The organism is Pseudarthrobacter ribosi, assembly GCF_055412865.1.
The window spans coordinates 218,272-237,954 of sequence record NZ_JBVAYZ010000004.1; the positions used below are offsets into that span (position 1 = coordinate 218,272).

The 19,683-nt window shown below is 67.0% G+C and carries 18 protein-coding genes and 1 tRNA gene; 9 read left to right on the forward strand and 10 right to left on the reverse strand.

Going from position 1 to position 19,683, the window contains the following annotated elements; genetic code table 11:
• Window positions 1–180: 180 nt before the first annotated feature.
• The 4 genes from ACZYZ5_RS06100 to ACZYZ5_RS06115 form a co-directional block, all read right to left on the reverse strand.
• On the reverse strand, window positions 181–888 hold the full coding sequence (locus ACZYZ5_RS06100; RefSeq protein WP_463900051.1) for a hypothetical protein: 708 nt from the start codon (window positions 886–888) through the stop codon (window positions 181–183).
• A gap of 75 nt (window positions 889–963) precedes the next feature.
• A complete protein-coding gene (locus ACZYZ5_RS06105) occupies window positions 964–2,292 on the reverse strand; it encodes a glycosyltransferase (protein ID WP_463900053.1) in 1,329 nt (442 codons plus the stop codon).
• 8 nt (window positions 2,293–2,300) lie between these two features.
• Entirely contained in the window at window positions 2,301–4,817 is a 2,517-nt protein-coding gene (pcrA, locus tag ACZYZ5_RS06110; RefSeq protein WP_463900190.1) for a DNA helicase PcrA, read from the reverse strand.
• Between the two features lie 476 nt (window positions 4,818–5,293).
• On the reverse strand, window positions 5,294–6,148 hold the full coding sequence (locus tag ACZYZ5_RS06115) for an inositol monophosphatase family protein (protein ID WP_463900055.1): 855 nt from the start codon (window positions 6,146–6,148) through the stop codon (window positions 5,294–5,296).
• A 101-nt stretch (window positions 6,149–6,249) separates the two neighbouring features.
• Here ACZYZ5_RS06115 and ACZYZ5_RS06120 point away from each other — a divergent pair, with 101 nt between their 5' ends.
• Window positions 6,250–6,903, forward strand: coding sequence for a hypothetical protein (locus ACZYZ5_RS06120; protein ID WP_463900057.1), 654 nt, complete (start codon window positions 6,250–6,252; stop codon window positions 6,901–6,903).
• Window positions 6,904–7,009: 106 nt separating this feature from the next.
• On the opposite strand, the gene ACZYZ5_RS06125 is transcribed toward ACZYZ5_RS06120, so the two are convergent.
• Complete coding sequence (locus ACZYZ5_RS06125) at window positions 7,010–8,032, reverse strand: hypothetical protein (RefSeq protein ID WP_463900059.1); 1,023 nt, start codon at window positions 8,030–8,032, stop codon at window positions 7,010–7,012.
• A 211-nt stretch (window positions 8,033–8,243) separates the two neighbouring features.
• Here ACZYZ5_RS06125 and ACZYZ5_RS06130 point away from each other — a divergent pair, with 211 nt between their 5' ends.
• On the forward strand, window positions 8,244–8,396 hold the full coding sequence (locus tag ACZYZ5_RS06130; protein ID WP_463900061.1) for a hypothetical protein: 153 nt from the start codon (window positions 8,244–8,246) through the stop codon (window positions 8,394–8,396).
• 109 nt (window positions 8,397–8,505) lie between these two features.
• On the opposite strand, the gene ACZYZ5_RS06135 is transcribed toward ACZYZ5_RS06130, so the two are convergent.
• The 3 genes from ACZYZ5_RS06135 to ACZYZ5_RS06145 all read right to left on the reverse strand — a co-directional run bounded on the left by ACZYZ5_RS06135 (window position 8,506) and on the right by ACZYZ5_RS06145 (window position 11,629).
• On the reverse strand, window positions 8,506–10,038 hold the full coding sequence (locus ACZYZ5_RS06135) for a putative bifunctional diguanylate cyclase/phosphodiesterase (RefSeq protein ID WP_463900063.1): 1,533 nt from the start codon (window positions 10,036–10,038) through the stop codon (window positions 8,506–8,508).
• Window positions 10,028–10,489, reverse strand: a complete 462-nt coding sequence (locus ACZYZ5_RS06140; protein WP_463900064.1) for a DUF7793 family protein — start codon at window positions 10,487–10,489, stop codon at window positions 10,028–10,030. The genes ACZYZ5_RS06135 and ACZYZ5_RS06140 overlap by 11 nt, the downstream gene beginning before the upstream one ends.
• Before the next feature lie 309 nt (window positions 10,490–10,798).
• A complete protein-coding gene (locus ACZYZ5_RS06145) occupies window positions 10,799–11,629 on the reverse strand; it encodes a DUF998 domain-containing protein (RefSeq protein ID WP_463900066.1) in 831 nt (276 codons plus the stop codon).
• An 86-nt stretch (window positions 11,630–11,715) separates the two neighbouring features.
• Here ACZYZ5_RS06145 and ACZYZ5_RS06150 point away from each other — a divergent pair.
• The 3 genes from ACZYZ5_RS06150 (at window position 11,716) to ACZYZ5_RS06160 (ending at window position 12,688) form a co-directional block, all read left to right on the forward strand.
• Window positions 11,716–11,788, forward strand: a tRNA-Arg gene (locus ACZYZ5_RS06150).
• Window position 11,789: 1 nt separating this feature from the next.
• Complete coding sequence (locus ACZYZ5_RS06155) at window positions 11,790–12,287, forward strand: DUF6314 family protein (protein WP_463900068.1); 498 nt, start codon at window positions 11,790–11,792, stop codon at window positions 12,285–12,287.
• Complete coding sequence (locus tag ACZYZ5_RS06160; RefSeq protein ID WP_463900070.1) at window positions 12,284–12,688, forward strand: NUDIX hydrolase; 405 nt, start codon at window positions 12,284–12,286, stop codon at window positions 12,686–12,688. The genes ACZYZ5_RS06155 and ACZYZ5_RS06160 overlap by 4 nt, the downstream gene beginning before the upstream one ends.
• Here the strand turns inward: ACZYZ5_RS06160 and ACZYZ5_RS06165 are convergent.
• Entirely contained in the window at window positions 12,685–14,598 is a 1,914-nt protein-coding gene (locus ACZYZ5_RS06165; protein ID WP_463900071.1) for an ABC transporter ATP-binding protein, read from the reverse strand. The genes ACZYZ5_RS06160 and ACZYZ5_RS06165 overlap by 4 nt on opposite strands.
• The gene (locus ACZYZ5_RS06170; protein ID WP_463900073.1) at window positions 14,595–16,265 is read right to left on the reverse strand and encodes an ABC-F family ATP-binding cassette domain-containing protein; all 1,671 of its coding nucleotides are present in this window, start codon (window positions 16,263–16,265) and stop codon (window positions 14,595–14,597) included. The genes ACZYZ5_RS06165 and ACZYZ5_RS06170 overlap by 4 nt, the downstream gene beginning before the upstream one ends.
• Window positions 16,266–16,492: 227 nt before the next feature.
• On the opposite strand from ACZYZ5_RS06170, the gene ACZYZ5_RS06175 reads away from it, so the two are divergent.
• The 4 genes from ACZYZ5_RS06175 (at window position 16,493) to ACZYZ5_RS06190 (ending at window position 19,578) form a co-directional block, all read left to right on the forward strand.
• Entirely contained in the window at window positions 16,493–17,239 is a 747-nt protein-coding gene (locus ACZYZ5_RS06175; protein WP_463900075.1) for a hypothetical protein, read from the forward strand.
• Entirely contained in the window at window positions 17,221–17,952 is a 732-nt protein-coding gene (locus ACZYZ5_RS06180; RefSeq protein WP_463900078.1) for a hypothetical protein, read from the forward strand. Before ACZYZ5_RS06175 ends, ACZYZ5_RS06180 begins: the two co-directional genes overlap by 19 nt.
• 107 nt (window positions 17,953–18,059) lie before the next feature.
• A complete protein-coding gene (locus ACZYZ5_RS06185; protein WP_463900080.1) occupies window positions 18,060–18,797 on the forward strand; it encodes a hypothetical protein in 738 nt (245 codons plus the stop codon).
• A gap of 37 nt (window positions 18,798–18,834) precedes the next feature.
• On the forward strand, window positions 18,835–19,578 hold the full coding sequence (locus ACZYZ5_RS06190) for a hypothetical protein (protein ID WP_463900083.1): 744 nt from the start codon (window positions 18,835–18,837) through the stop codon (window positions 19,576–19,578).
• Window positions 19,579–19,683: the final 105 nt, after the last annotated feature.

Sequence of the window (19,683 nt, forward strand, 5' to 3'; positions counted from 1 at the left end):
CCCCACGTTATCGCGGTTACCGGGCTGCGGAATAAACGCACCCTGCGACTGGCTGGAAACGAGCCACACGGCGCAATGCTCCTCTTTCGAACTCTAGCCCTTCGTTGGGAGGGGCCTGTCCCAGAGTACCCGTTATGTGAGGAAGGACACTATTCTATGGAGCGTAGAAAAACCGCTAGATTACGGGGTTTTTGGAGCGTCTGAAGGTGCCTGGGTGGCTGTTTTCCCGGCGTCGGAGATCACTTCGTAACGCTCGCGCGACACGAAGAATGCGACGCCGGCGGAGACGTTTCCGCAGGCGACTCCGCCGTTGTAGGCCGAGCAGCGCAGTCCGTTGCGCTCCAGGTTTTGGCCCTCGCCGAGGACGCGAAGCTGGGATATCGGGCCCTGTCGGCTTCCTTGGGGCCCGGATTCGGCTTCCTGCTGTGTGACGCCGGAGCGGCATTCGCCGTAGCCGGCGCGTTCCGGGGTGAGCAGCGCGACGCCGCCGAGGTAGCCCAGGCCCGTCCCGCCGCAGTCGTCCGTGATGTCCTTCGCGTCCGGCGCGGGGTAGGCCGCCAGTTCGCAGTGCGCCACCGGGACGGTCGCCAGCTTGTTGTTGGCGGGGTCGGCGTAGCCGCTCTGCTCATACGGCAGGTTCACGTGCTCGCCGCGGGCCGAGGTCAGGGAGCAGACCACATTCCGGTCCTCGGTGACAAAGCTGAGGATGTCCTGGCCTGCGGCATACGGGGCCGCGTCCGCGAGGGCCGCCTCCGTGAGCTGCTCGAGGACAGGCAGCGGTGCGGGCGGGACATAGTCCGGGTCCTTCTGCGTGACGCTGCACGCCGTGGCTGCCAGCAGGATGAGGGCGGCCAGGATCCCCAGAAGTGTCCGTCGCATGGGCTCCATTATGCCTGCAGGGACCACGGGCACCGGCGGCTGCCGGCGTCAGCCCCCGACGCCGGGTGCGTACGGGTGCCTGCGTCAGCCCGCGACGGCGGCTTTAATGACGTCCACGGCGGCGCCGACGCTGTCTTCGGCTTCGAACTGCCCACGCATGGCCTGCGCCCGTTCCCGCCAGGACGGGTCCCCCAGCACGGTGTCGACGGCGGAGCGGATCGACGCGGCGCTGGGGTTCTCGGTCTTCAGGTTCACCCCGACGCCGGCGTATTCCACCCGGGCATTAACATCGCTCTTGCCCTCGTTGAGTCCCGCCGTCACAAGGGGAACTCCGTGGGACAGGCTCAACAACACCCCGCCGAACCCGCCGTTGGTGACGAAAACATCGGTGAAGGGAAAAACCCGGGCAAAGTCGACGTAGTCCTCGACGACGATGTTCGGCTGCGGATACCGCCGCCGTAGAGCTTCGGTTCCCACACCTCCAGTTGCCACCACAATGCGGGAGTCCGTGTCCTTTAGCGCGTCGATGGTGGGGATTATCAGTTTGGCCGGATCCCTGTTGTCAACGGTCCCTTGGGTGACGACGACGGTCCGGCGGTAGGTCCGCTGCGCCGCCGTCGGCTGCTGGGCGTCCGCGGCGGGAGCGGTGGCCGGCGCGGTCGCGGTCACCGGGCCGACGGCGGCTCCCGCACGGTGCGGCAACAGGGCGCCGACGTAGTGGACTTTCGGGTTGATGTTCCGCCGCGGGAAGTCCAAGGACGCGGTGCCGGTCTGGATGATCGCATCGGACCACCGATAGGGCTCGTCAGTGATGGGGTGGCCCCGTTCGGTGCGGAGACCGTAGCCGTGCAGCTGCCGGACATAGCTGGCCCGCGCAGGCTTGGTCACGAACTGGTCCGAAACCAGCCGCGCACCGGCATGGAGGGCCTTGTCGACCCGGTTCCGTGCCGGGGCGAAGCCGAAGAACATCGGGGGCACGAGCGGATCGCTTTCCATATTGCCGATAGGGACGAAGCTGACCACTGTCTTGCCCAGGACGACGGCCACAAGCCGCTGGATAAACATGGTGTTGTCCATAACGACGACCTCGAATGGAAAGCGCCGGTGCACGTCCCTGATGTCTTCGAAGAAGTTGGTGACGTTGCTGGCAAAGATCCTTTCGCCGTCGAACCGGATGGCCATCGGTCCCTTGAGTTTCGCGCGCTGCGGGTAGAGCTCGTTGAGGTTGTCCCCGGTGTGCTCAATCGCGCGGTCGAACGGGTAGTGCGGGATGCCCAGCTGGTCCAGTCTGCCGGCGAGCGTGCGGCCCGTGTACCAGCCGACCTCGTGGCCCTCGTCCTTCAAACGGACGCCGATGCCGGTCAGGGGATTGAAGTGTCCGGCGATGGCCTGGCTCGCCAGCAAAACTTTCATGCCTGAGTTTAGGCGTCGAGCTTGGTCAGCGGGGCGTACCGGAGCAGGAGCCGTTTTTCGCCGATGCTGAACTTCACCTTAGCGACCATTTTGTCCCCCGCGCCCTCGACGGCCAGCACGGTGCCGTTGCCGAAGCTCGTGTGGTTGACCTTGTCGCCCACGCTGACGGCGACGATTTCCTTCTGCGGCTGCACGCGGTTCTTGGCGATGGCGGCGGGAACGTCGGCGTTGAAGCCGGCGGTCGGGCTGGCCTCGGCTCCGCGCGCCGTGCCGGCTCCCCAGAAGGATCCGCCGTACCGGCTGGAGCCGATGGAGGCGCCGCCGCCCCAGCCGCCGGTCTGGCGGGTGGAGCCTTCGCGCTTCCACTCGACCAGCTCGGCGGGGATTTCCTCGATGAACTGGCTGGCGGGGTTGTACTGGCTCTGGCCCCACATGCTGCGCACCTCGGAGCGGGTCAGGTAGAGACGTTTCCGTGCCCGGGTCAGGCCCACGTAGGCCAGCCGGCGTTCCTCGGCGAGCTCTTTCGGGTCGGTGGCGGAGCGCTGGTGCGGGAACAGTCCGTGCTCCATGCCGGTCAGGAACACCACCGGGAACTCCAGCCCCTTGGCGGTGTGCAGGGTCATCAGGGTGACGACGCCGAGCCGCTTGGCTTCGGCGACGGCGGCGGCCAGCTGGTCGGGGGACCCCGCCGGGGCGTCGGGGATCTGGTCGGCGTCGGCGACGAGGGAGACCCCCTCCAGGAAGGCGCCGAGGGAACCCTCGGGGTTATCGCGCTCGTATTCACGCACGACGGCGACGAGTTCCGCGAGGTTCTCCACCCGGGACTCGTCCTGCGGGTCGGTGCTGGACCGAAGGGTGGCGAGATAGCCGGTCTGTTCCAGGACGGCTTCCAGGGCAGCGGCCGCGCCGGAGCCGGAGGCCACCTCGGCGAGGTCGTCGAGGAGTTTCACGAAGCCCAGCACGGCGTTGACGGAACGGGTGGCCATGCCAGGGGCCTCGTCGGCGCGGCGGGCGGCGGCCATAAACGAGATCCGGTCGCGTTGCGCGAGGGAGGCTACGGCGCCCTCGGCCCGGTCGCCGATGCCGCGTTTGGGCTCGTTCAGGATGCGGCGCAGGTTGACGTCGTCGTCCGGGTTGACCAGGACCCGCAGGTAGGCGAGCGCGTCCTTGATTTCCTTGCGCTCGTAGAACCGGGTGCCGCCGACCACCTTGTACGGCAGTCCGACGCGGACCAGGACATCCTCGATCGAGCGGGACTGGGCGTTGGTGCGGTAGAAGATCGCGACGTCGCCGGGGCGCAGATCGCCCTCGTCCTGTAGTCGGTCGATTTCCTTGGCGATGAACTGGGCCTCGTCGTGCTCGTTCTCGCCGACATAGCCGACGATCTTCTCGCCGTCGCCTTCCGCGGTCCACAGCCGTTTCTCCGGCCGGTTGGGGTTGCGGGAGATCACCGAGTTGGCGGCGCTGAGGATGGTCTGGGTGGAGCGGTAGTTCTGCTCGAGCTTGATGGTGCGAGCGTCCGGGTAGTCCTTCTCGAACTCCACAATGTTGCGGATGTCGGCGCCGCGGAAGGCGTAGATGGACTGGTCCGAGTCGCCGACGACGGTCAGCTCGGCCGCGCCGGGCCCTTCCCCGACGATCTCGCGCACCAGCGCGTACTGGGCGTGGTTGGTGTCCTGGTATTCGTCGACGAGAACGTGCCGGAAACGGCGGCGGTAGGACTCGGCAAGCGCAGGGAAGGCGCGGAACATGTAGACCGTCTCGGCGATCAGATCATCGAAGTCCATGGCGTTGGCCTGGCGCAGCCGCTGCGTGTAGCCCTTGAAAACCTCGGCGACGGACTGTTCGAAGGGGTCGTTGTGGTTGGCGCTGGAGGAGTAGCTGTCCGCATCGATCAGTTCATTCTTGAGCGCGGAAATCTTGTGCTGGATCGCCTTGGGGGCGATGCGCTTCGGATCGATGTCCAGGTTCTTGGCCACGAGTGTGATGAGGCGCAGCGAGTCAGCGGAGTCGTAGATGGAGAAGTTGGAGTTCAGGCCGACGTTTTTGGCTTCGCGGCGCAGGATCCGGACGCAGGAGGAGTGGAAGGTGGAGACCCACATGGTCTTGGCCCGGGGGCCGACGAGGGCTTCGACCCGCTCCCGCATTTCGGCGGCAGCCTTGTTGGTGAAGGTGATGGCCAGGATCTCGCCGTGGTGCGCGCGCCGCGTGGCGATCAGGTAGCCGATCCGGTTGCTGAGCACCCGGGTCTTGCCCGAGCCGGCGCCGGCGACGATCAGCAGGGCGCTGCCGGCGTGCTTGACGGCCTCTTCCTGCTGCGGGTTCAGTCCCTCGAGCAGTTCAGCCGCGCCCGGGAGCCGGTGGTGGTCCGCGTCCGCTGCCGGGTTGTGCCCGTGGACGCCGTGGGGCTCGGGACTTCCCGCGGCGTGCAGGGTCGCAGTCCCCGTTCCCGCGGGCGTTTTCATGCTCGCCGCCGTCTTCGTGGCAGCTTGGAAGGGTCCGTCGGCGTAGGGGTCAAACAACATATCCATGGTGTTAACAAGTCTAGGCGGTGCCACTGACACCGGCGTCCGCCCCGTCGGGACATGCCCTCCCCTGCCCGCGGCCACTGGACATAATGCCAATATGCGCATGCCCCGCCACCAACAATGGGCATGTCCCCCGGCCCTCACAGCGCCCCGCGTCCGGACATGCCCTCCCCTGCCCGCGGCCACTGGACATAATGCCAGTATGTCCATCCCCCGCCACCAACAATGGGCATGTCCCCCGGCCCTCACAGCGCCCGCGTCCGGACATGCCCTCCCCTGCCCGGGGCCACTGGACATAATGCCAGTATGTCCATGCCCCGCCACCAACAATGGGCATGTCCCCCGGCCCTCACAGCGCCCCGCGTCCGGACATGCCCTCCCCTGCCCGGGGCCACTGGACATAATGCCAGTATGTCCATCCCCCGCCACCAACAATGGGCATGTCCCCCGGCGGGGGGGGTCTCCGCCCGGATCTACCCCGCGGAGCCGGATTCCAGGGCGGCGCGGAGTTCCCGGACCGCCGTCGCGCCCCCGGCGACGAACCAGTCGAGTCCGTTGACCCGGACGACGTCGGTGGCGCCGCCGGCCGCACGGACAATCGCCTGGCCCGGCAGCCAGTCCCATTCCGGGCAGCTGTGCTGGAACCAGCAGCCCAGTCCACCGTCGGCCACCCGGCTGAGGTCGCAGGACCCGGAGCCGAACATGCGCAGCGCGGCGGCCGAGGTCGCGGCGGCGTGCCAGGGCATGGCGCACATCGGGTCGGCGAGCCAGGTGGGGTGGATGTAGGTCGCGGCGCCAAGTTCGGCTAACGGAGTGTTTGAACGACCGCCTGTGATGCCGTCCGGCCCGAACGTGGTCAGGCGTTCGCTATTAAGCGTGGAGGGGCGGTCTGTTCCGCCGAGCCAGAGCTTGTCCTCCTCCGGCTGGTAGATCCCGCCGAGCAACACTCCGGAGGAGTCCTTGAGCGCAATGGCCGAGCACCAGTACGTGGAGCCGTGCAGGAAGTTGTAGGTCCCGTCGACGGGGTCGATCACCCAGGTCCTGCCGCTGGTGCCTGCCACGGAGGCGCCCTCTTCGCCGAGGATGCCGTCGTCGGGCCGGCAGCGCTGAAGCTGTTCGAGCACGTAGGCCTCGGCCGCGTGGTCCGCGGCGGTGACGACGTCGGAAACGGATGTCTTTTGCCGGCCTTCCAGCCCGGCCTGCCGCATGAGCAGTGCCAGGGTCCCGGCCTCGCGCGCGAGAGCCTCGGCCAGCTGATAGTCGTCCAGGGCGGGGTTGAGTTCAGCGGTGCTGTGCCGGCCGAGCCGGTGCTTTCCTAGTTCGGTCACGCCCTCCAGCCTATCGGCGCCCACCGGCAGTGAACAGGCGGCAGTCCGACCGGCGCTCGGACCGCGCCGGCCTCCCGGTCGGGACGGGCGATAATGGTGCCATGGCCAAGACACCCGCACAGCGAATGAAAAAGCACGGCGCCAACGCCGTCGTCCCCCAGCACCAGCTGCCGTCGGTGATCAACCCCAGCACCAGCCGGACCCCGCAGAAGGCGCAGAACAACAGCAACCTGATTTTGATAGCCGGTGTCGTGGTGAGCCTGTTCCTGTTCTGGTACGTCCACCTACTCACCCTGAACCAGCTCACCCAGCTCAGCGGCGGCCTGGCCATGCCCGACTCCCTGGTCGGGGGCTTCGACCTAGGCTTTGTGGAGCAACTGCGCCTCGCGATGGACGAGGCGGCCCGCGGCCAGCTCAACTACGTTCACAAAACGGCCGGCACCCTCTTCCCGCTGATCTTCGGCTTCACATGGCTGCTGCTCATCGGTACGAACGTGGCACGCAAGGCGTTGCGCTGGGGGCTGTGGGCTGTCCCCCTGCTGTTCGCCGCCGTCCGGCTGTGGGGCAACGCGGCCATTGACTCGATGATGTCCGCGGAAACGGTCGACGCCGGCCAGGTTGCCCTGGCCTCGGGGCTCACCACCGCAGGCTGGGTGCTGCTGGTGCTGAGCCTGGTGGCTGGCGGCGCAGCGGTATTCCTGGGCCGCAAGCGGGCACCGGCCGCGGCTCCCACCGCGGGACATGCCCAGTCCTAGGCACGGCCACCGGACACAATCCTGCTATGTCCATCCGCCGCGGCTTTCGGAGAGGATGCTCAGCGCGGGGCACAGGAAACGGGCGGGCAGTGTTATCCAGCCGGGCTCATACGTCGGCTGTCAGGTACTCCCGGGCCTGGTCCGCACGCTGCTTTGCACCGGCAGCCTCAAAATAGATTGCAGCCTTCAGCAGGTTCCGGTCTGCTACCGGCCTGTCGCCAAGCGCCTTCTGTGCCCGTCCCAGCAATAGGCAGGCTTCCCCCAAAGTGTGTGGCTGGAGCACGTCTTCACGCTCGCAGACATCGTCCAGTAGCTCGACAGCCGTTGCCGGATCCCCGGCCAGAAAGTTCCAGTGGCCGCGGTTCAACTTCTGCAACAGAACGTTCTCCTCGCTTCCGCCGATGACGTCAGTGGCCAATTCGGCTCGTTCGATACACCGAAGGGTGGCCGAATCGGCGACATCTGCGGCCAGCCGCATCGCCGCGGACGCATTGTTGAATCTAGCCCAAACCTCCAGATTCCTTCCCGGCGAAAGAGTGCCAGCTGCCAAGTCATGGAACCGCAGGCCTTCATCAATCCTGCTGTTGAGAAATGCCACATTGCCAATGGCCCAGTAAACATTTCCCAACAACTGATCATCGACTTCAGGCGAGATCACGCTGGCCAGATTAAGACTTACGGTCCAGGCCTCGTCCAGCCTGCCGCTTTCTCCTAGCGCAGCGATCAGAGCCAGGCTGGCCGTGACACTTACCTCGTCGTCAGCGTCATCGGCCATTAGATCAGCGGCCGCCCTCGCTTCTTCAGCAGCTTTTTCGAGCATCCCCGCACCCTGCCACGCCTTGGACAAAAGAATTCTCACCCTCGCCTGCAGCCGTGCCCCGGCGGGGAGCGGTTGGCCTATCAGTGCTGTAGCGACGCCGGCGCACTCCTCGAACTGTCCGGCGGCAAGAAGGCTTTCCGCTTGGAAGAAAGTCATGTTCCACCACGATTCGGTGTCCCCGGCGTCAAGAGCAATTTCCGCAGCACTGCGAGCACTGCTGGCAGCCTCGATAAACCCATGGTTGGCCCAATGGTCCCGCGCCTGCAGCTCAGCGGTGACATAGGAGGGAGAGACGGCGTTTTGTTGCATAACTCAATTATCCGTTGCCACAGGGGACAAAAAGTACCAAGGGTGCAAGCATTTCCCGCGCAGTATTGCCACAGGAAATGCTCAGGTTCGCGCGAATAACACAGCTTTTCCGGGTCCGGCGGAAATTGTTGTCCTTCGGCGTGTCTTATGCCCCTATACTGAACTTGCACCACATGAGTCACATCAGCCTCTTACGTATCAGGAGCTCCCAATGAAGAAAACCCTCGCAACTTTCCTCGTCGTCGGCGCACTTGCCGTGGCGGGCTTTTCCGCAACGGCCGCAATCTCTGCAAGCGGTGACAACTCGGGACAGACTCCGGTTGCAGCTCCGCAGTGGTGGCCGAATTCCACTCCCAAGTACTAAGGGAGACGGACCGAACGGCGGGTACAGGAAGGCGACTTCCGGTACCCGCCGTTATTGCTTAACACCCGCGGACAAAGGCCTGAACAGGGCAAGGGGGGCGCGACTGCGCCTACGCGCCCGGCGCCGCCGGACTAATCAGCGCCTCGATCTGCGCCGCTGGCACGGGCCGGCTGAAGTAGTAGCCTTGCCCGCTCGCGCAGCCCAGCCGGACCAGTTCGGCGGCCTGCTCAGCTGTCTCGATACCCTCGGCAACAGCCTTGAGCCCGCAGGCGTCGATGAGATGAAGCACCGCCGCGACGAAGTTACTCTGCTCCTGGTCCGATCCCAGCCCGGAGATCAGGCTCTTGTCGATCTTGACCACGTTGACCGGCAGTTTCCGCAGGTAGCTGATGGATGAATAGCCGGTGCCAAAGTCATCGATTTCGAGCTGCACGCCCAGGCGCCGCAGCCCGCTCAGGGAGTACTGGTCCACGTCCCCGCCGTTGACGGCCATGGACTCTGTGAGTTCGACAATAAGGTTGGCGGCGTCCACGCCGGTTTCCCGTAGGATGTCGCGGACGTGATCGATCAAGTCGAGGTTCTGCAGCTCGGTCGTTGAGATGTTGACGCGGACATTGAAGCTGTCGTCCACGTTCAGCTCCTGCTGCCAACGCCGCAGTTGGCGCACAGCGTTCTGGAGAACCCAGTGGCCCAGATCCACGATCATCCCGGTCTCTTCAGCCAGCGGGATGAACGAATCGGGCATCAGCAGGCCGCGCTCCGGATGGTTCCAGCGCACCAGCGCCTCAACGCCTTCGATCCTGCCGGTCGCAAGTTCCACCACCGGCTGGTAGTGCAGGGTGAGCTGGTCCTGGCGGATCGCCTCACGCAGTTCGGTGATCATGACGCTCTGGAGCCTGCGGGCATAGAGCAGCGCCGGCTCGAACACCTTGATGCTGCTGTGCGGCTGGGCTTTGGCGGCGTACATCGCCGTGTCCGCTTCCATGACCAGATCGTCGACTGACTGCCCAGGCTCCGCGACCCGCAGACCGATGCTGGTGCCGCAGGTAATGCGCAGGTCCCCGATTTCCAGGCCCTCGCCGAGGGCCTTGAGGATCCTGTTGGCGACCCGGCGGGCCCTCACCAGGTTGGACTTCGGCAGCATGACGGCAAACTCGTCGCCGCCGAGACGCGCGACCGTGTCCGTGTCGCGGACGGCCTGCTGCAGCCGCCGCGAGATCACCCGGAGGACGTCGTCGCCGGCGCTGTGGCCCAGGGTGTCGTTGATGCCTTTGAAGGAGTCGAGATCGAGGACCAGCAGTGCCGGCGGCAGTTCGCCCCGGCTCGTCTCCGCAAGGGCGTGGCTCAGGACCGAGTTGAGCGCGGTCCGGTTGGCAAGCTGGGTCAGCGGGTCGGTCAGCGCCATCCGTTCGAGCTCGACCTGGGCTTCGCGCAGCATCGCCGTCCGGCTTTCGACGCGTTCCTCGAGTTCCTGGTAAATCGTCTGCAGGTCATCTGCCATCAGGTTGATCCCGGCGATGACCGCGGCGACGTCGTCCCTGGCACCGGAGTGCGGAATCCGGGTCGTCAGATCGCCGCCTGCGATCCGGACGATGCCTTCGACGAGGGCGTGCAGCCTGGGGTCCGGCGGATCAGTGTTCACTCGTGTAGTGCCCTAACCAGTCGATAGCCTCAGCCTCGGACAGAAAAAACTGCGCCGGGATGGTTTCGGTCTTCGACCGCAGCAGGTAGTGCGCGATCACGCGGTCGACGGGGCTTTCACCCACGAGGGCAAAGGCGGAGGCCGCGATCGAGGTGCTGTAGACGTGCCGGGCCTCGACACTGACACCCACCACGCCCGTGATGACCAGCAGCACGGGCACACGCCGGCCGTTGGCCAGGGCCCGGACCGCTGCCCCGGCGACGCGGGCCTCGGGACCCTCGATTTCCTCGTTGGCGGGAAGCGCGACTTCGATGATGCCGCCCTCGCGCAGGCGAACGCCGATCGGAACACGCCCGAGGGTCGTCAGTCCGGCGTCGTGACCGGCTACGTGCGCAACGGCAGGCTCTGCAGTGATGAGTTCGCCGGGTCCGGCTGTGGCCTCGATTGTCACCGGAACTCCGCCCAGCGGCAGGCCGGCACAACCAGAATGCCGGCGCGGCCGGGGCGGTCGTGGCGGGCATCGACATCGTCAAGGCCCGCGAAGGCTGTCGCTGCATTACAACGCCGCAAGACTCGCTGATCAGACATTCGTCCCCATTTGACTCCACAATCGGCCATTCGCCATGCGCTGGAGTCAGGACGCGCATGCTGCACCGGAATATTCCGGTGAATGCCCTCATGATAATCCAAGGTGCGCCTCCCCTGAGACATAAGACACCCCCGCACCGCTGTGCCCCTCAGATCAGGACCCTTGTGGCAGTCAGCGCACGGCTCCGCCGGCCCCGCCGGTTTGCCCGGATTGCCCGGCCTGCCCCGCCTGCCCGGCCTGCTCGGTCCGCGCGGCCTTCCGCACGCTGCGTTCCCTCCCCACCCGCTGGGCGACCACCAGCCCGACGGCGGCCGCGCCGATCGTGATGGGGTAGCCCATCAGCCGTTCCAGGCTCCCGGGCTCCGGCACGTCCATCCCGGTCACGCCGCCCGCAATCAGCGCCCCGATGGACACCGCGCCGCAGGCCAGGATGGGCCAGCTCAGCGGTGTCTGCCGCAGCCAGAGCCAGCCCAGCAGCACCAGCGCCAGGCCACCGGCGGCGAAGTACAGGATGGCTCCCACCGCGTGCCACACGGAGCGGGCGTCCTCGGGGATCAGCCCCACCAGGACGGTCCCGGCACCGGCGGCGGCCGTGAGGGCGCGCGCGGCGATGGCGGCCGCCCACGTGACCCGGCTGGACGGTGCCAGCGCGACCCGGGCGCCGGGCCGCGCCGCCGTGCACAGTAGCGCCGTACCGAGCAGCAGCGCGCCGACCATCATGCCGATGCCCTGGACCACAAATGAGGCGTTCATCAGCACGTGCGCCGGCGAGCAGACGTCCCGGCCGTCGAAAACACCGCAGCCCACGGCGCCCAGGTCGCTGATGAACCCGGTCCGCCGGCTGTACGGCTGCTGCCCCGCCCACGCCCCGATCACGGCGGCCTCCGCCACAAAATACTGCAGCACGCTGAGCAGCGCCAGCGCGCCGGCATAGAACCCGGTGGAGGGCAGGGCAGGGATGTAGATGATGTCCTTGGACGGCGAGTCGGCTGCGGCGGTCATGCCAAGAGCGTAGTACGGCCCCTCACCTTGTATGCTTAGATCCGTGTCCGAACGGGCCGGCCCGCGGCCGTCCAGCACGGACACCCGCCCTCGTAGCTCAGTGGATAGAGCACGGCTCTCCTAAAGCCGGTGTCGTTGGTTCGATTCCAATCGAGGGCACTTGAACCCCCAGTCCCCGGACGCCGCTCCGGACTTCGACCTCCGCGCCTACCTGCTGGGCAGCTGGGTGGTGGAACGAACCCTGCTGGACAGGTCCACCGGCACCCTGGGAACCTTCACCGGCGTCGTCCGCTTTACCGCAACGGACGACGACGGCGGCCTCCGCTTCCGCGAAGAGGGCACCGTTTCCTGGGCGTCCGTCCCCGGCGGACCGGCCGGCACCCCGTTCACCGGGCCGGCCAGCCGGGAGTACCTGCTCCGGCCCACAGGGGCCGCGGACACGCTGGACATGCTCTTCCCCGACGGCCGGCCGTTCCACCGAATGGGCTTCGGCCCGCGGAGCAGCCAGGACCAGCACTGGTGCGACCCCGATATTTACCGCGTGAGCTACACCAGAGCAGGCCCGGACGAATTCCGTTACCAGTGGGATGTCACCGGCCCGGCCAAGGACCAGCAGCTCACCTCGGTCCTGCGCCGCACTCCGGCGGCCGCGGCATGAACCCGCTCATTGTGGTCTCCGCGGTCTGTGTCTTCGACGAGGCGGGACGCCTGCTGACCGTCCGCAAACGCGGCACGGACAAGTTCATGCATCCCGGCGGCAAACCCGAGTCGGGCGAGAGCGCCGCGCAGACGGCCGCACGGGAGTTGGCGGAAGAAGTCGGGATCGTGCTCGCGGCCGAAGAGCTCGTGCTCCTCGGCACCTGGTTCGCTGACGCCGCCAATGAGGCCGCGACGCAGATCCGGGCCACGGTCTTCACGGCCCCGGGGGTCTGGAATGCCCGTCCCTCGGCGGAGATCGCCGAGATCCGCTGGCTGGACCTGGCCGCGGAGCTGCCGGACGATCTCGCCCCGCTGCTCACCGACCACGTCCTGCCCGCCCTCGGGGCCCAGCCGGGCTAGTGCCCCGGAACGGCCTCTTCCGCCACGGCGCTGGCCTCGGCGAACTGGGTCCGGTAGAGCTCCGCGTAGCGGCCCTCGGCGGCCAGCAGCTCGGTATGCGTTCCGCGCTCCACGATCCTGCCGTCCTCCACCACCAGGATGGCGTCGGCGGCCCGGATGGTCGACAGCCGGTGGGCGATCACGACGGCGGTGCGCCCCTCGAGCGCGGCGCCAAGGGCCCCCTGGACGGCGGCTTCGTTGGTGGAGTCCAGGGCCGCGGTGGCCTCGTCCAGGATCACGACGCGCGGCTGGGCAATGAGCAGGCGGGCGATGGTGAGGCGCTGGCGTTCGCCGCCCGAGAGGCGGTAGCCGCGCTCCCCCACGACAGTGTCCAGGCCGTCCGGGAGCGAGCGGATCATGCCTTCCAGCCGGGCCTGGCGCAACACATCCCACATCAGCTCGTCACTGGCGTCCGGGCGGGCCAGGCGCAGGTTGGAGGCGATGCTCTCGTGGAACAGGTGTCCGTCCTGCGTCACCATGCCGAGGGTGTGCCGCATGGAATCGAAGGTCAGGTCACGGACATCCACCCCGGTCCCGGGCACGGCGCCGCCGAAGCGGACCGCGCCGGAATCGACGTCGTACAGGCGCGACAGCAGCTGCGCGATCGTGGACTTGCCGGCGCCCGAGGAGCCCACGAGGGCGACCGTCTGGCCGGGTTCGACCCGGAAGCTGATGCCGTGCAGCACCTCTTCGCCGCCGCGGGTGTCGAGGGTGGACACGTCCTCCAGCGAGGCCAGCGAGACCTTGTCCGCCGAGGGGTAGGAGAAGCGGACGTCGTCGAACTCCACGGACAGCGGGCCGGCCGGCGAGGAGACGGCGTCGGGTTTCTGCTGGATGAGCGGCTTGAGGTCCAGGATCTCGAACACCCGCTCGAAGCTGACCAGGGCGCTCATGATCTCGACCCGGGCGTTGGAGAGCGCGGTGAGCGGCGCATAGAGGCGGGTGAGCAGCAGGGCCAGCACGACGACGTCGCCCGCGGCCAGCTGCCCCTGCAGCGCCAGGAAGCCGCCGAGTCCGTAGACCAGGGCCAGGGCCAGCGCCGAGACGAGCGTCAGGGCGGTCACGAAGGTGAACTGCAGCATGGCAGTGCGGATGCCGATGTCCCGCACGCGCCCGGCGCGGACCGCGAATTCCCGGGATTCCTCGTCGGGGCGGCCGAAGAGCTTCACCAGGGTGGCGCCCGGGGCGGAGAAGCGTTCCGTCATCTGGGTGCCCATGGACGCGTTGTGTTCGGCGGCTTCCCGGCGCAGGTCGGCCAGCTTGGAGCCCATCCGGCGGGCCGGGATCAGGAAGATCGGCAGCAGGATCATGGCGAGCACGGTGATGAGCCAGGACTTCCCCAGCATCACCACGAGGGTCAGGGCGAGGGCCACGACGTTGCTGACGACCCCGGACAGCGTCCCGGCGAAGGCCGACTGGGCGCCGATCACGTCGTTGTTCAGCCTGCTCACCAGCGCCCCGGTGCGGGTCCGCGTGAAGAACGCGATCGGCATCTTCTGCACGTGGTCGAAGACCTTGGTGCGCAGGTCCACGATCACGCCTTCGCCGATGGTGGAGGACAGCCAGCGCGTGACGAGTCCCAGCCCGGCTTCGGCGACCGCCACAATGGCGATCAGCACGGCCAGCCAGACCACGACGTCGGTGGCCGCGCCGGCGATGATCGCGTCCACCACCTGGCCGGCCAGCACCGGGGTGGCGACGGCCAGCACGGCCATCACGATCGAGAGCAGCACGAAGGCGATCAGCTTGCCCTTGTGCGGACGGGCGAAGCTGAACACACGCTTGAGCGTTTCCTTGGAGAACGGCTTGGAGCCGCTCGAGGCGCGGGTGATGTTGTAAAGGGAGCTCCAGGCCACCCGGTCCATGCTCATGTGTTGGTGCCTTTCGGGGCCGTGTGGCCCAGGAGCTCGGTGACGACGCCGGTGTCCACGTTCCAGCGCGCGTCAAGGCGCACGTTTTCCAGCAGCCTGCGGTCGTGGGTGACCAGCAGCAGGGCGCCGTCATAGCCTTCGAGGGCTTCCTCAAGCTGTTCGATGGCCGGAAGATCCAGGTGGTTGGTGGGCTCGTCGAGCACCAGCAGGTTCACGCCGCGGGCCTGCAGCAGGGCCAGCGCGGCCCGGGTCCGCTCCCCCGGCGACAGCGAGTCCACTGGGCGGGAGGTGTGGTCTGCCTTGAGGCCGAATTTGGCCAACAGGGTCCGGACTTCAGCCGGCGTCTGGTCCGTGAGCACGGCCTCGACGGCGTCGGCCAGTTTCAGCGGCCCGGCCAGCAGTCCGCGGGCCTGGTCGATCTCGCCCACGGCCACGGAGGCGCCCATGGAGGCGTCGCCGGAATCGGGCCGCTGGATGCCCAGCAGCAGGCGGAGCAGGGTGGACTTGCCGGCCCCGTTGGGGCCGGTAATGCCGATCCGCTCGCCGGCGTTGAGCTGCAGGTTCACCGGCCCCAGGGTGAAGTCCCCCTGGCGGACGACGGCGTCGCGGAGCGTCGCCACGACGGCGCTCGAACGCGGTGCTTGGCCGATGCTGAACTGCAGCTGCCATTCCTTGCGGGGTTCGTCGACCTCGTCCAGCCGGGCGATGCGGGATTCCATTTGGCGGACCTTCTGGCCCTGCTTTTCGGAGGACTCCGTGCTGGCCGCGCGCCGGATCTTGTCGTTGTCCGGGTTCTTTTTCATGGCGTTGCGAACACCCTGGGAGCTCCACTCGCGCTGGGTGCGGGCGCGGGAGACAAGATCGGCCTTGGTGTTGGCGAACTCTTCGTACCGTTCCCGGGCATGCCGGCGCGCCACGGCCCGCTCCTCAAGGTAGGCCTCGTAGCCGCCGTCGTAGACGGCCACGGAGTTTTGCGCGAGGTCGAGCTCCACGATGGTGGTCACGCAGCGGGCGAGGAACTCGCGGTCGTGGGAAACCAGCACGACGCCGCCCCGGAGTCCCTGCACGAAGGCCTCGAGTTTGGCCAGTCCGTTGAGGTCCAGGTCGTTCGTGGGTTCGTCCAGGAGCACGATGTCGAAGCGGCTGAGCAGCAGCGCCGCGAGCGCCACGCGGGCAGCCTGTCCGCCGGAGAGTCCGGTCATTTCGGCGTCCTGGCCCACCTCGAGGCCGAGGTCTGCCAGGACGGCCGGGATGCGGTCGTCCAGGTCCGCGGCGCCGGAGGCCATCCAGCGGTCGAAGGCGAGGGAGTAGTCGTCGTCGGACCCGGGGGCGCCGCTGCCCAGGGCGTCCGCTGCGGACTCCATGTCCAGGGTGGCCTGCGCGCAGCCGGTGCGCCGCGCGATGTATCCGGCCACCGTCTCGCCGGCGATCCGTTCGTGTTCCTGGGGCAGCCAGCCGACGAAGGCATCTGCCGGGGCAAGGCTGATGGTGCCTTCCTGCGGCTGGTCGACGCCGGCCAGGAGCCGGAGCAGGGTGGATTTGCCGGCTCCGTTGGCGCCCACGACGCCGACGACGTCGCCGGGCGCGACGGTCAGGGAGAGTTTGGAAAAGAGTGTGCGGTGGTCGTGACCACCGGAGAGGTCCTTGGCAACAAGGGTTGCAGTCATTGGTCCATTCTCTCACCGCGGCCCACAGCAGCAGGCCACAGGCGTTCCGGGCGGCCACTGGCCGCCGGGCGTAAGAGAACCCGCCGGTCCGGACTTGGGGGGTGTACGGACCAGCGGGTTCGAGCATTTAGCATAGTTGAATCAGCAGCTGGCGTAAAATCAACACAGTCACCGCTCCACCGAACTTGAGAAGCCGCACGTCCATTCGACTCTGCAGGAAGCCGTAGATGCCCTTACCCGCCAAGGCGTTTCAACACTGGCTCCATGTCGTTGCTCCCAACGCGAGCACAGCAGACATCTGCAGGATCTCGGGGATTAAGCGCACCACGCTCGCCCAGCAGCTGGTGCGCGGAAAGGTCGCGGAATCCACGCTCGTCAGCATCAGCCGGGCCCTGAAACGCAGCCCGTTGGCAGACCTTGCCTCGTTCGACAGCTATGCGGATCTTGCCGGGCGGCCGCAGCCGCCGACTCCCGCCGAACTCGTCAGCCAGATTGCCACCATGGATCTGCTGCGGGCCGTCATTTCCCGTTCGGCCCCGGCGTACGGCGGCTACGGTGACGACGGCAGTGCGTTGACGCCGGCGCTCGGCCCCGCGCCGCACGCCACCTCGGTCCGGAACTGGGTGGACGCGGTCGACGACGGCGAATTGCGGCACCGGGTGTCGGACGCCACCGGGGTCGCGCCGCAGAACTATTCGGCCCAGTTGACTGCCAACCGGCTCTCGCCGGAGTTGGCGGTCGCGACAGCCCGCGCCGCTGGCGTAGGCCTCACGGGCGGACTCGTCGCCACGGGCTTGGTAACAGAAGCCGAGGCCGACTGGCCGGCCGAGGCCAAGCAGGGCGCCCTGGATGCCCTGTCCGATGGCGAACTCACGGCCCTGGCCGGCGAGCGGTTGCAGGCCCTCGGTAAAACGCTGCGCCGCCAGGAGCATGAAAACGAACAGACAAAGAAGATATGGGAGAACCTCGGATGATCGCGGGCCTGCAGTGGACCACTTTGGCGGTCTGCGCTCTCGTCGCGATCGCCCGGATTCCGAGTGCCGTCCGGGGTGAGAACAGGTCCATTTGCGGCGTTTTCGCGCTGTCAAGCCTGGCCATCCTGCTCAGCATCGACGTGTGCTACCTGACCATCGATGCGTGGCTCGGAGCCGAGAACTACACGAACCTGTTTCTCCGCTTCGTCGTCTACGGGACGGTGCTCCTGGCGGGCTACCGGATCGCCAAAGCCTTCGATGCACGCAATAGCATTCGCCTCATCGTTGGCCCCGTGGGGAAGGCGGTTCTCACCGTCGTCGGCATCGCGACCGTGGCCCTCTTCTTCTGGGCCGACACCACCGGATCGGTGACGGGACTGGCGACCCTGCCCGCCAGAAGCCCGGAGAATGCGATGCTCATCGAATCGTATGCGGCGGCCGGCCGGCTGTATCCGTCGTTCGTCGCAGTGTGCATTCTGCCCGCAACCTACCTGGCCGTCAGCCAGAGGCTCCCCCGGGCCATCCGCGTCGGAGCGCTGCTGCTGACCGTCGCTTTCGCTGCCATGGCCTTGGGCTCCTTGTACCCCTTGATCCCGCCCGAAGTCGGGTATCTGGAAGCCATCATCAACTACACGTCGGTGTTGTGCCTTGCACTGGGGCTCACCTTCGTCTGGATTTCCAGCCTGATGGCAAAGCGCGCCCTGCGCCCTTAAACCAACCTTGACCTCCAGAACCAACTTTTGACCTCCCGCCGCTGCCTTCCAGCGCCGCGGACCGCCGCCGCTCCGCGGATGTTACGGAAGATACGGATATCCCCCAAATGATCACAATCCTGCAGTGGACCACCTTGGCGGTCTGCGCTCTCGCCGCCGTCGTTCGGGTCCCGAGTGCGCTGCGGGGCGAGAACCGGTCGCTGCTCTTCATCTACGCATTCATGACGGTGGCCATCCTTTTGAGTATCGAGGCACCGTACCTGGCCATGGACAGCGTCCTAGGTGGCACGAACGTGGCCAACCTGTTGCTGCGCTTCATCATCTTCGGCACCGTCTTTGCCCTCGGCCTCAGAATTGCCCGGGGTTTCGGAGCGGACGACGCCCTCCGGCTGATTACGGGCCCGCCCGGAATCGTGTTTGTGGGAGCTGCATCGGTGGCGGTGGTGGTGGTCTTCCTGATGATGGATACGGCAGGATCGTCCGCTGGCTTGATCGCGGTGTACGACAGGGATGCCCGCAATGCGGCGCTCGTGGAGTACTACGGAGCCGCCGGACGGCTCTACCCCGCGTACATCACGCTCGCCCTCTTTCCTGCCATGATGAGGGCGGTGCGTAGCGGGATGCCTGGCCTTGTGCGGCTCGGTGCTGCCTTGCTGGCGGGTGGTTCCGTGGCAATTACGCTGAGCCTGCTGTCGCCGGTGATTCCTGCGTCGCTGGCCTACCTACGCTTCGTCTTCAGCTATACCGCCATTTTGTGCCTCGTACTGGGGCTTTTCGTGTTCTGGCTGTCGAGGATTCTGGCCAGAAAGACGCGGAAAGCGCACACTGGCTTGACCGGTTTGTAACTGTGAGCCGCGCTGTGGAGCGACTTGGAGAACCCTCATGAGGGAAACGCTGGAATGGGCGACGCTGCTTGTCTGCTGCGCGGCGCTTCTCCTGCGTGTGCCGGACGCCGTGCGGGGCCGGAACAGGACCGTGTTCGGAATCCTCTTTCTGGGCAGCTTGTGCAGTGTGCTCGCCGTCTCCGTGCTCTACGAGGCGATTGACGGCGCCCTGGGCGGTTGGGACCTCACGAGCCTGATCCTGCGCTATCTCGTCTTCGCAACTGTCCTGCTCGTCGGCCTCCGGGTCACCAGGGGACTCGGCGCTGTCTGGGCACACCAGCTCATTGCCGGAGGAATCGGGCGCTGGGCGCTGGGGCTCGGCTGCCTGGCCGTGACGGTGTCGTTCTTCCTGATGGGCAGCTACGGTTCACCGGCCGGGCTGAACGCGAGGGCCGCGGGCGGCGCAGGGGACGCGGACCTGGCCCCCTTGTTCACGGCGGCCGGCCGCACGTATCCTGCCTTCGTTTCGCTCGTCCTGGTGGCTCCGCTGCTGGCGGCCGTCAGGAGCCGGCTGCCGCGCCTGGTCAGGGCCGGTGCCCTGCTGGTCCTCGTCGGAGCCGCCTTCGCGGCCCTGAGTCTTCCGGCCGCCCTGACGCCGTCCAGTTGGGCCGGTGCGCAGCATTTCGTCAACTACGCGGCGGCCCTGGGCTATGTCGTGGGCCTCGTCGTGTTCTGGTTTTCCGGGCTGATCGCGAGTCCCTCAGGTAACGCTGGGGCAACATTACGTCAGAACCGCGACTAGGCATTCACAAAATCATTAGACCATGAGAGAATCATGAATGTGTGAAAGCGGCATTCGCTTCGTGTACGGGGACAAACCGTGTGGAGCCGAGGCAGCCGCCCAAGC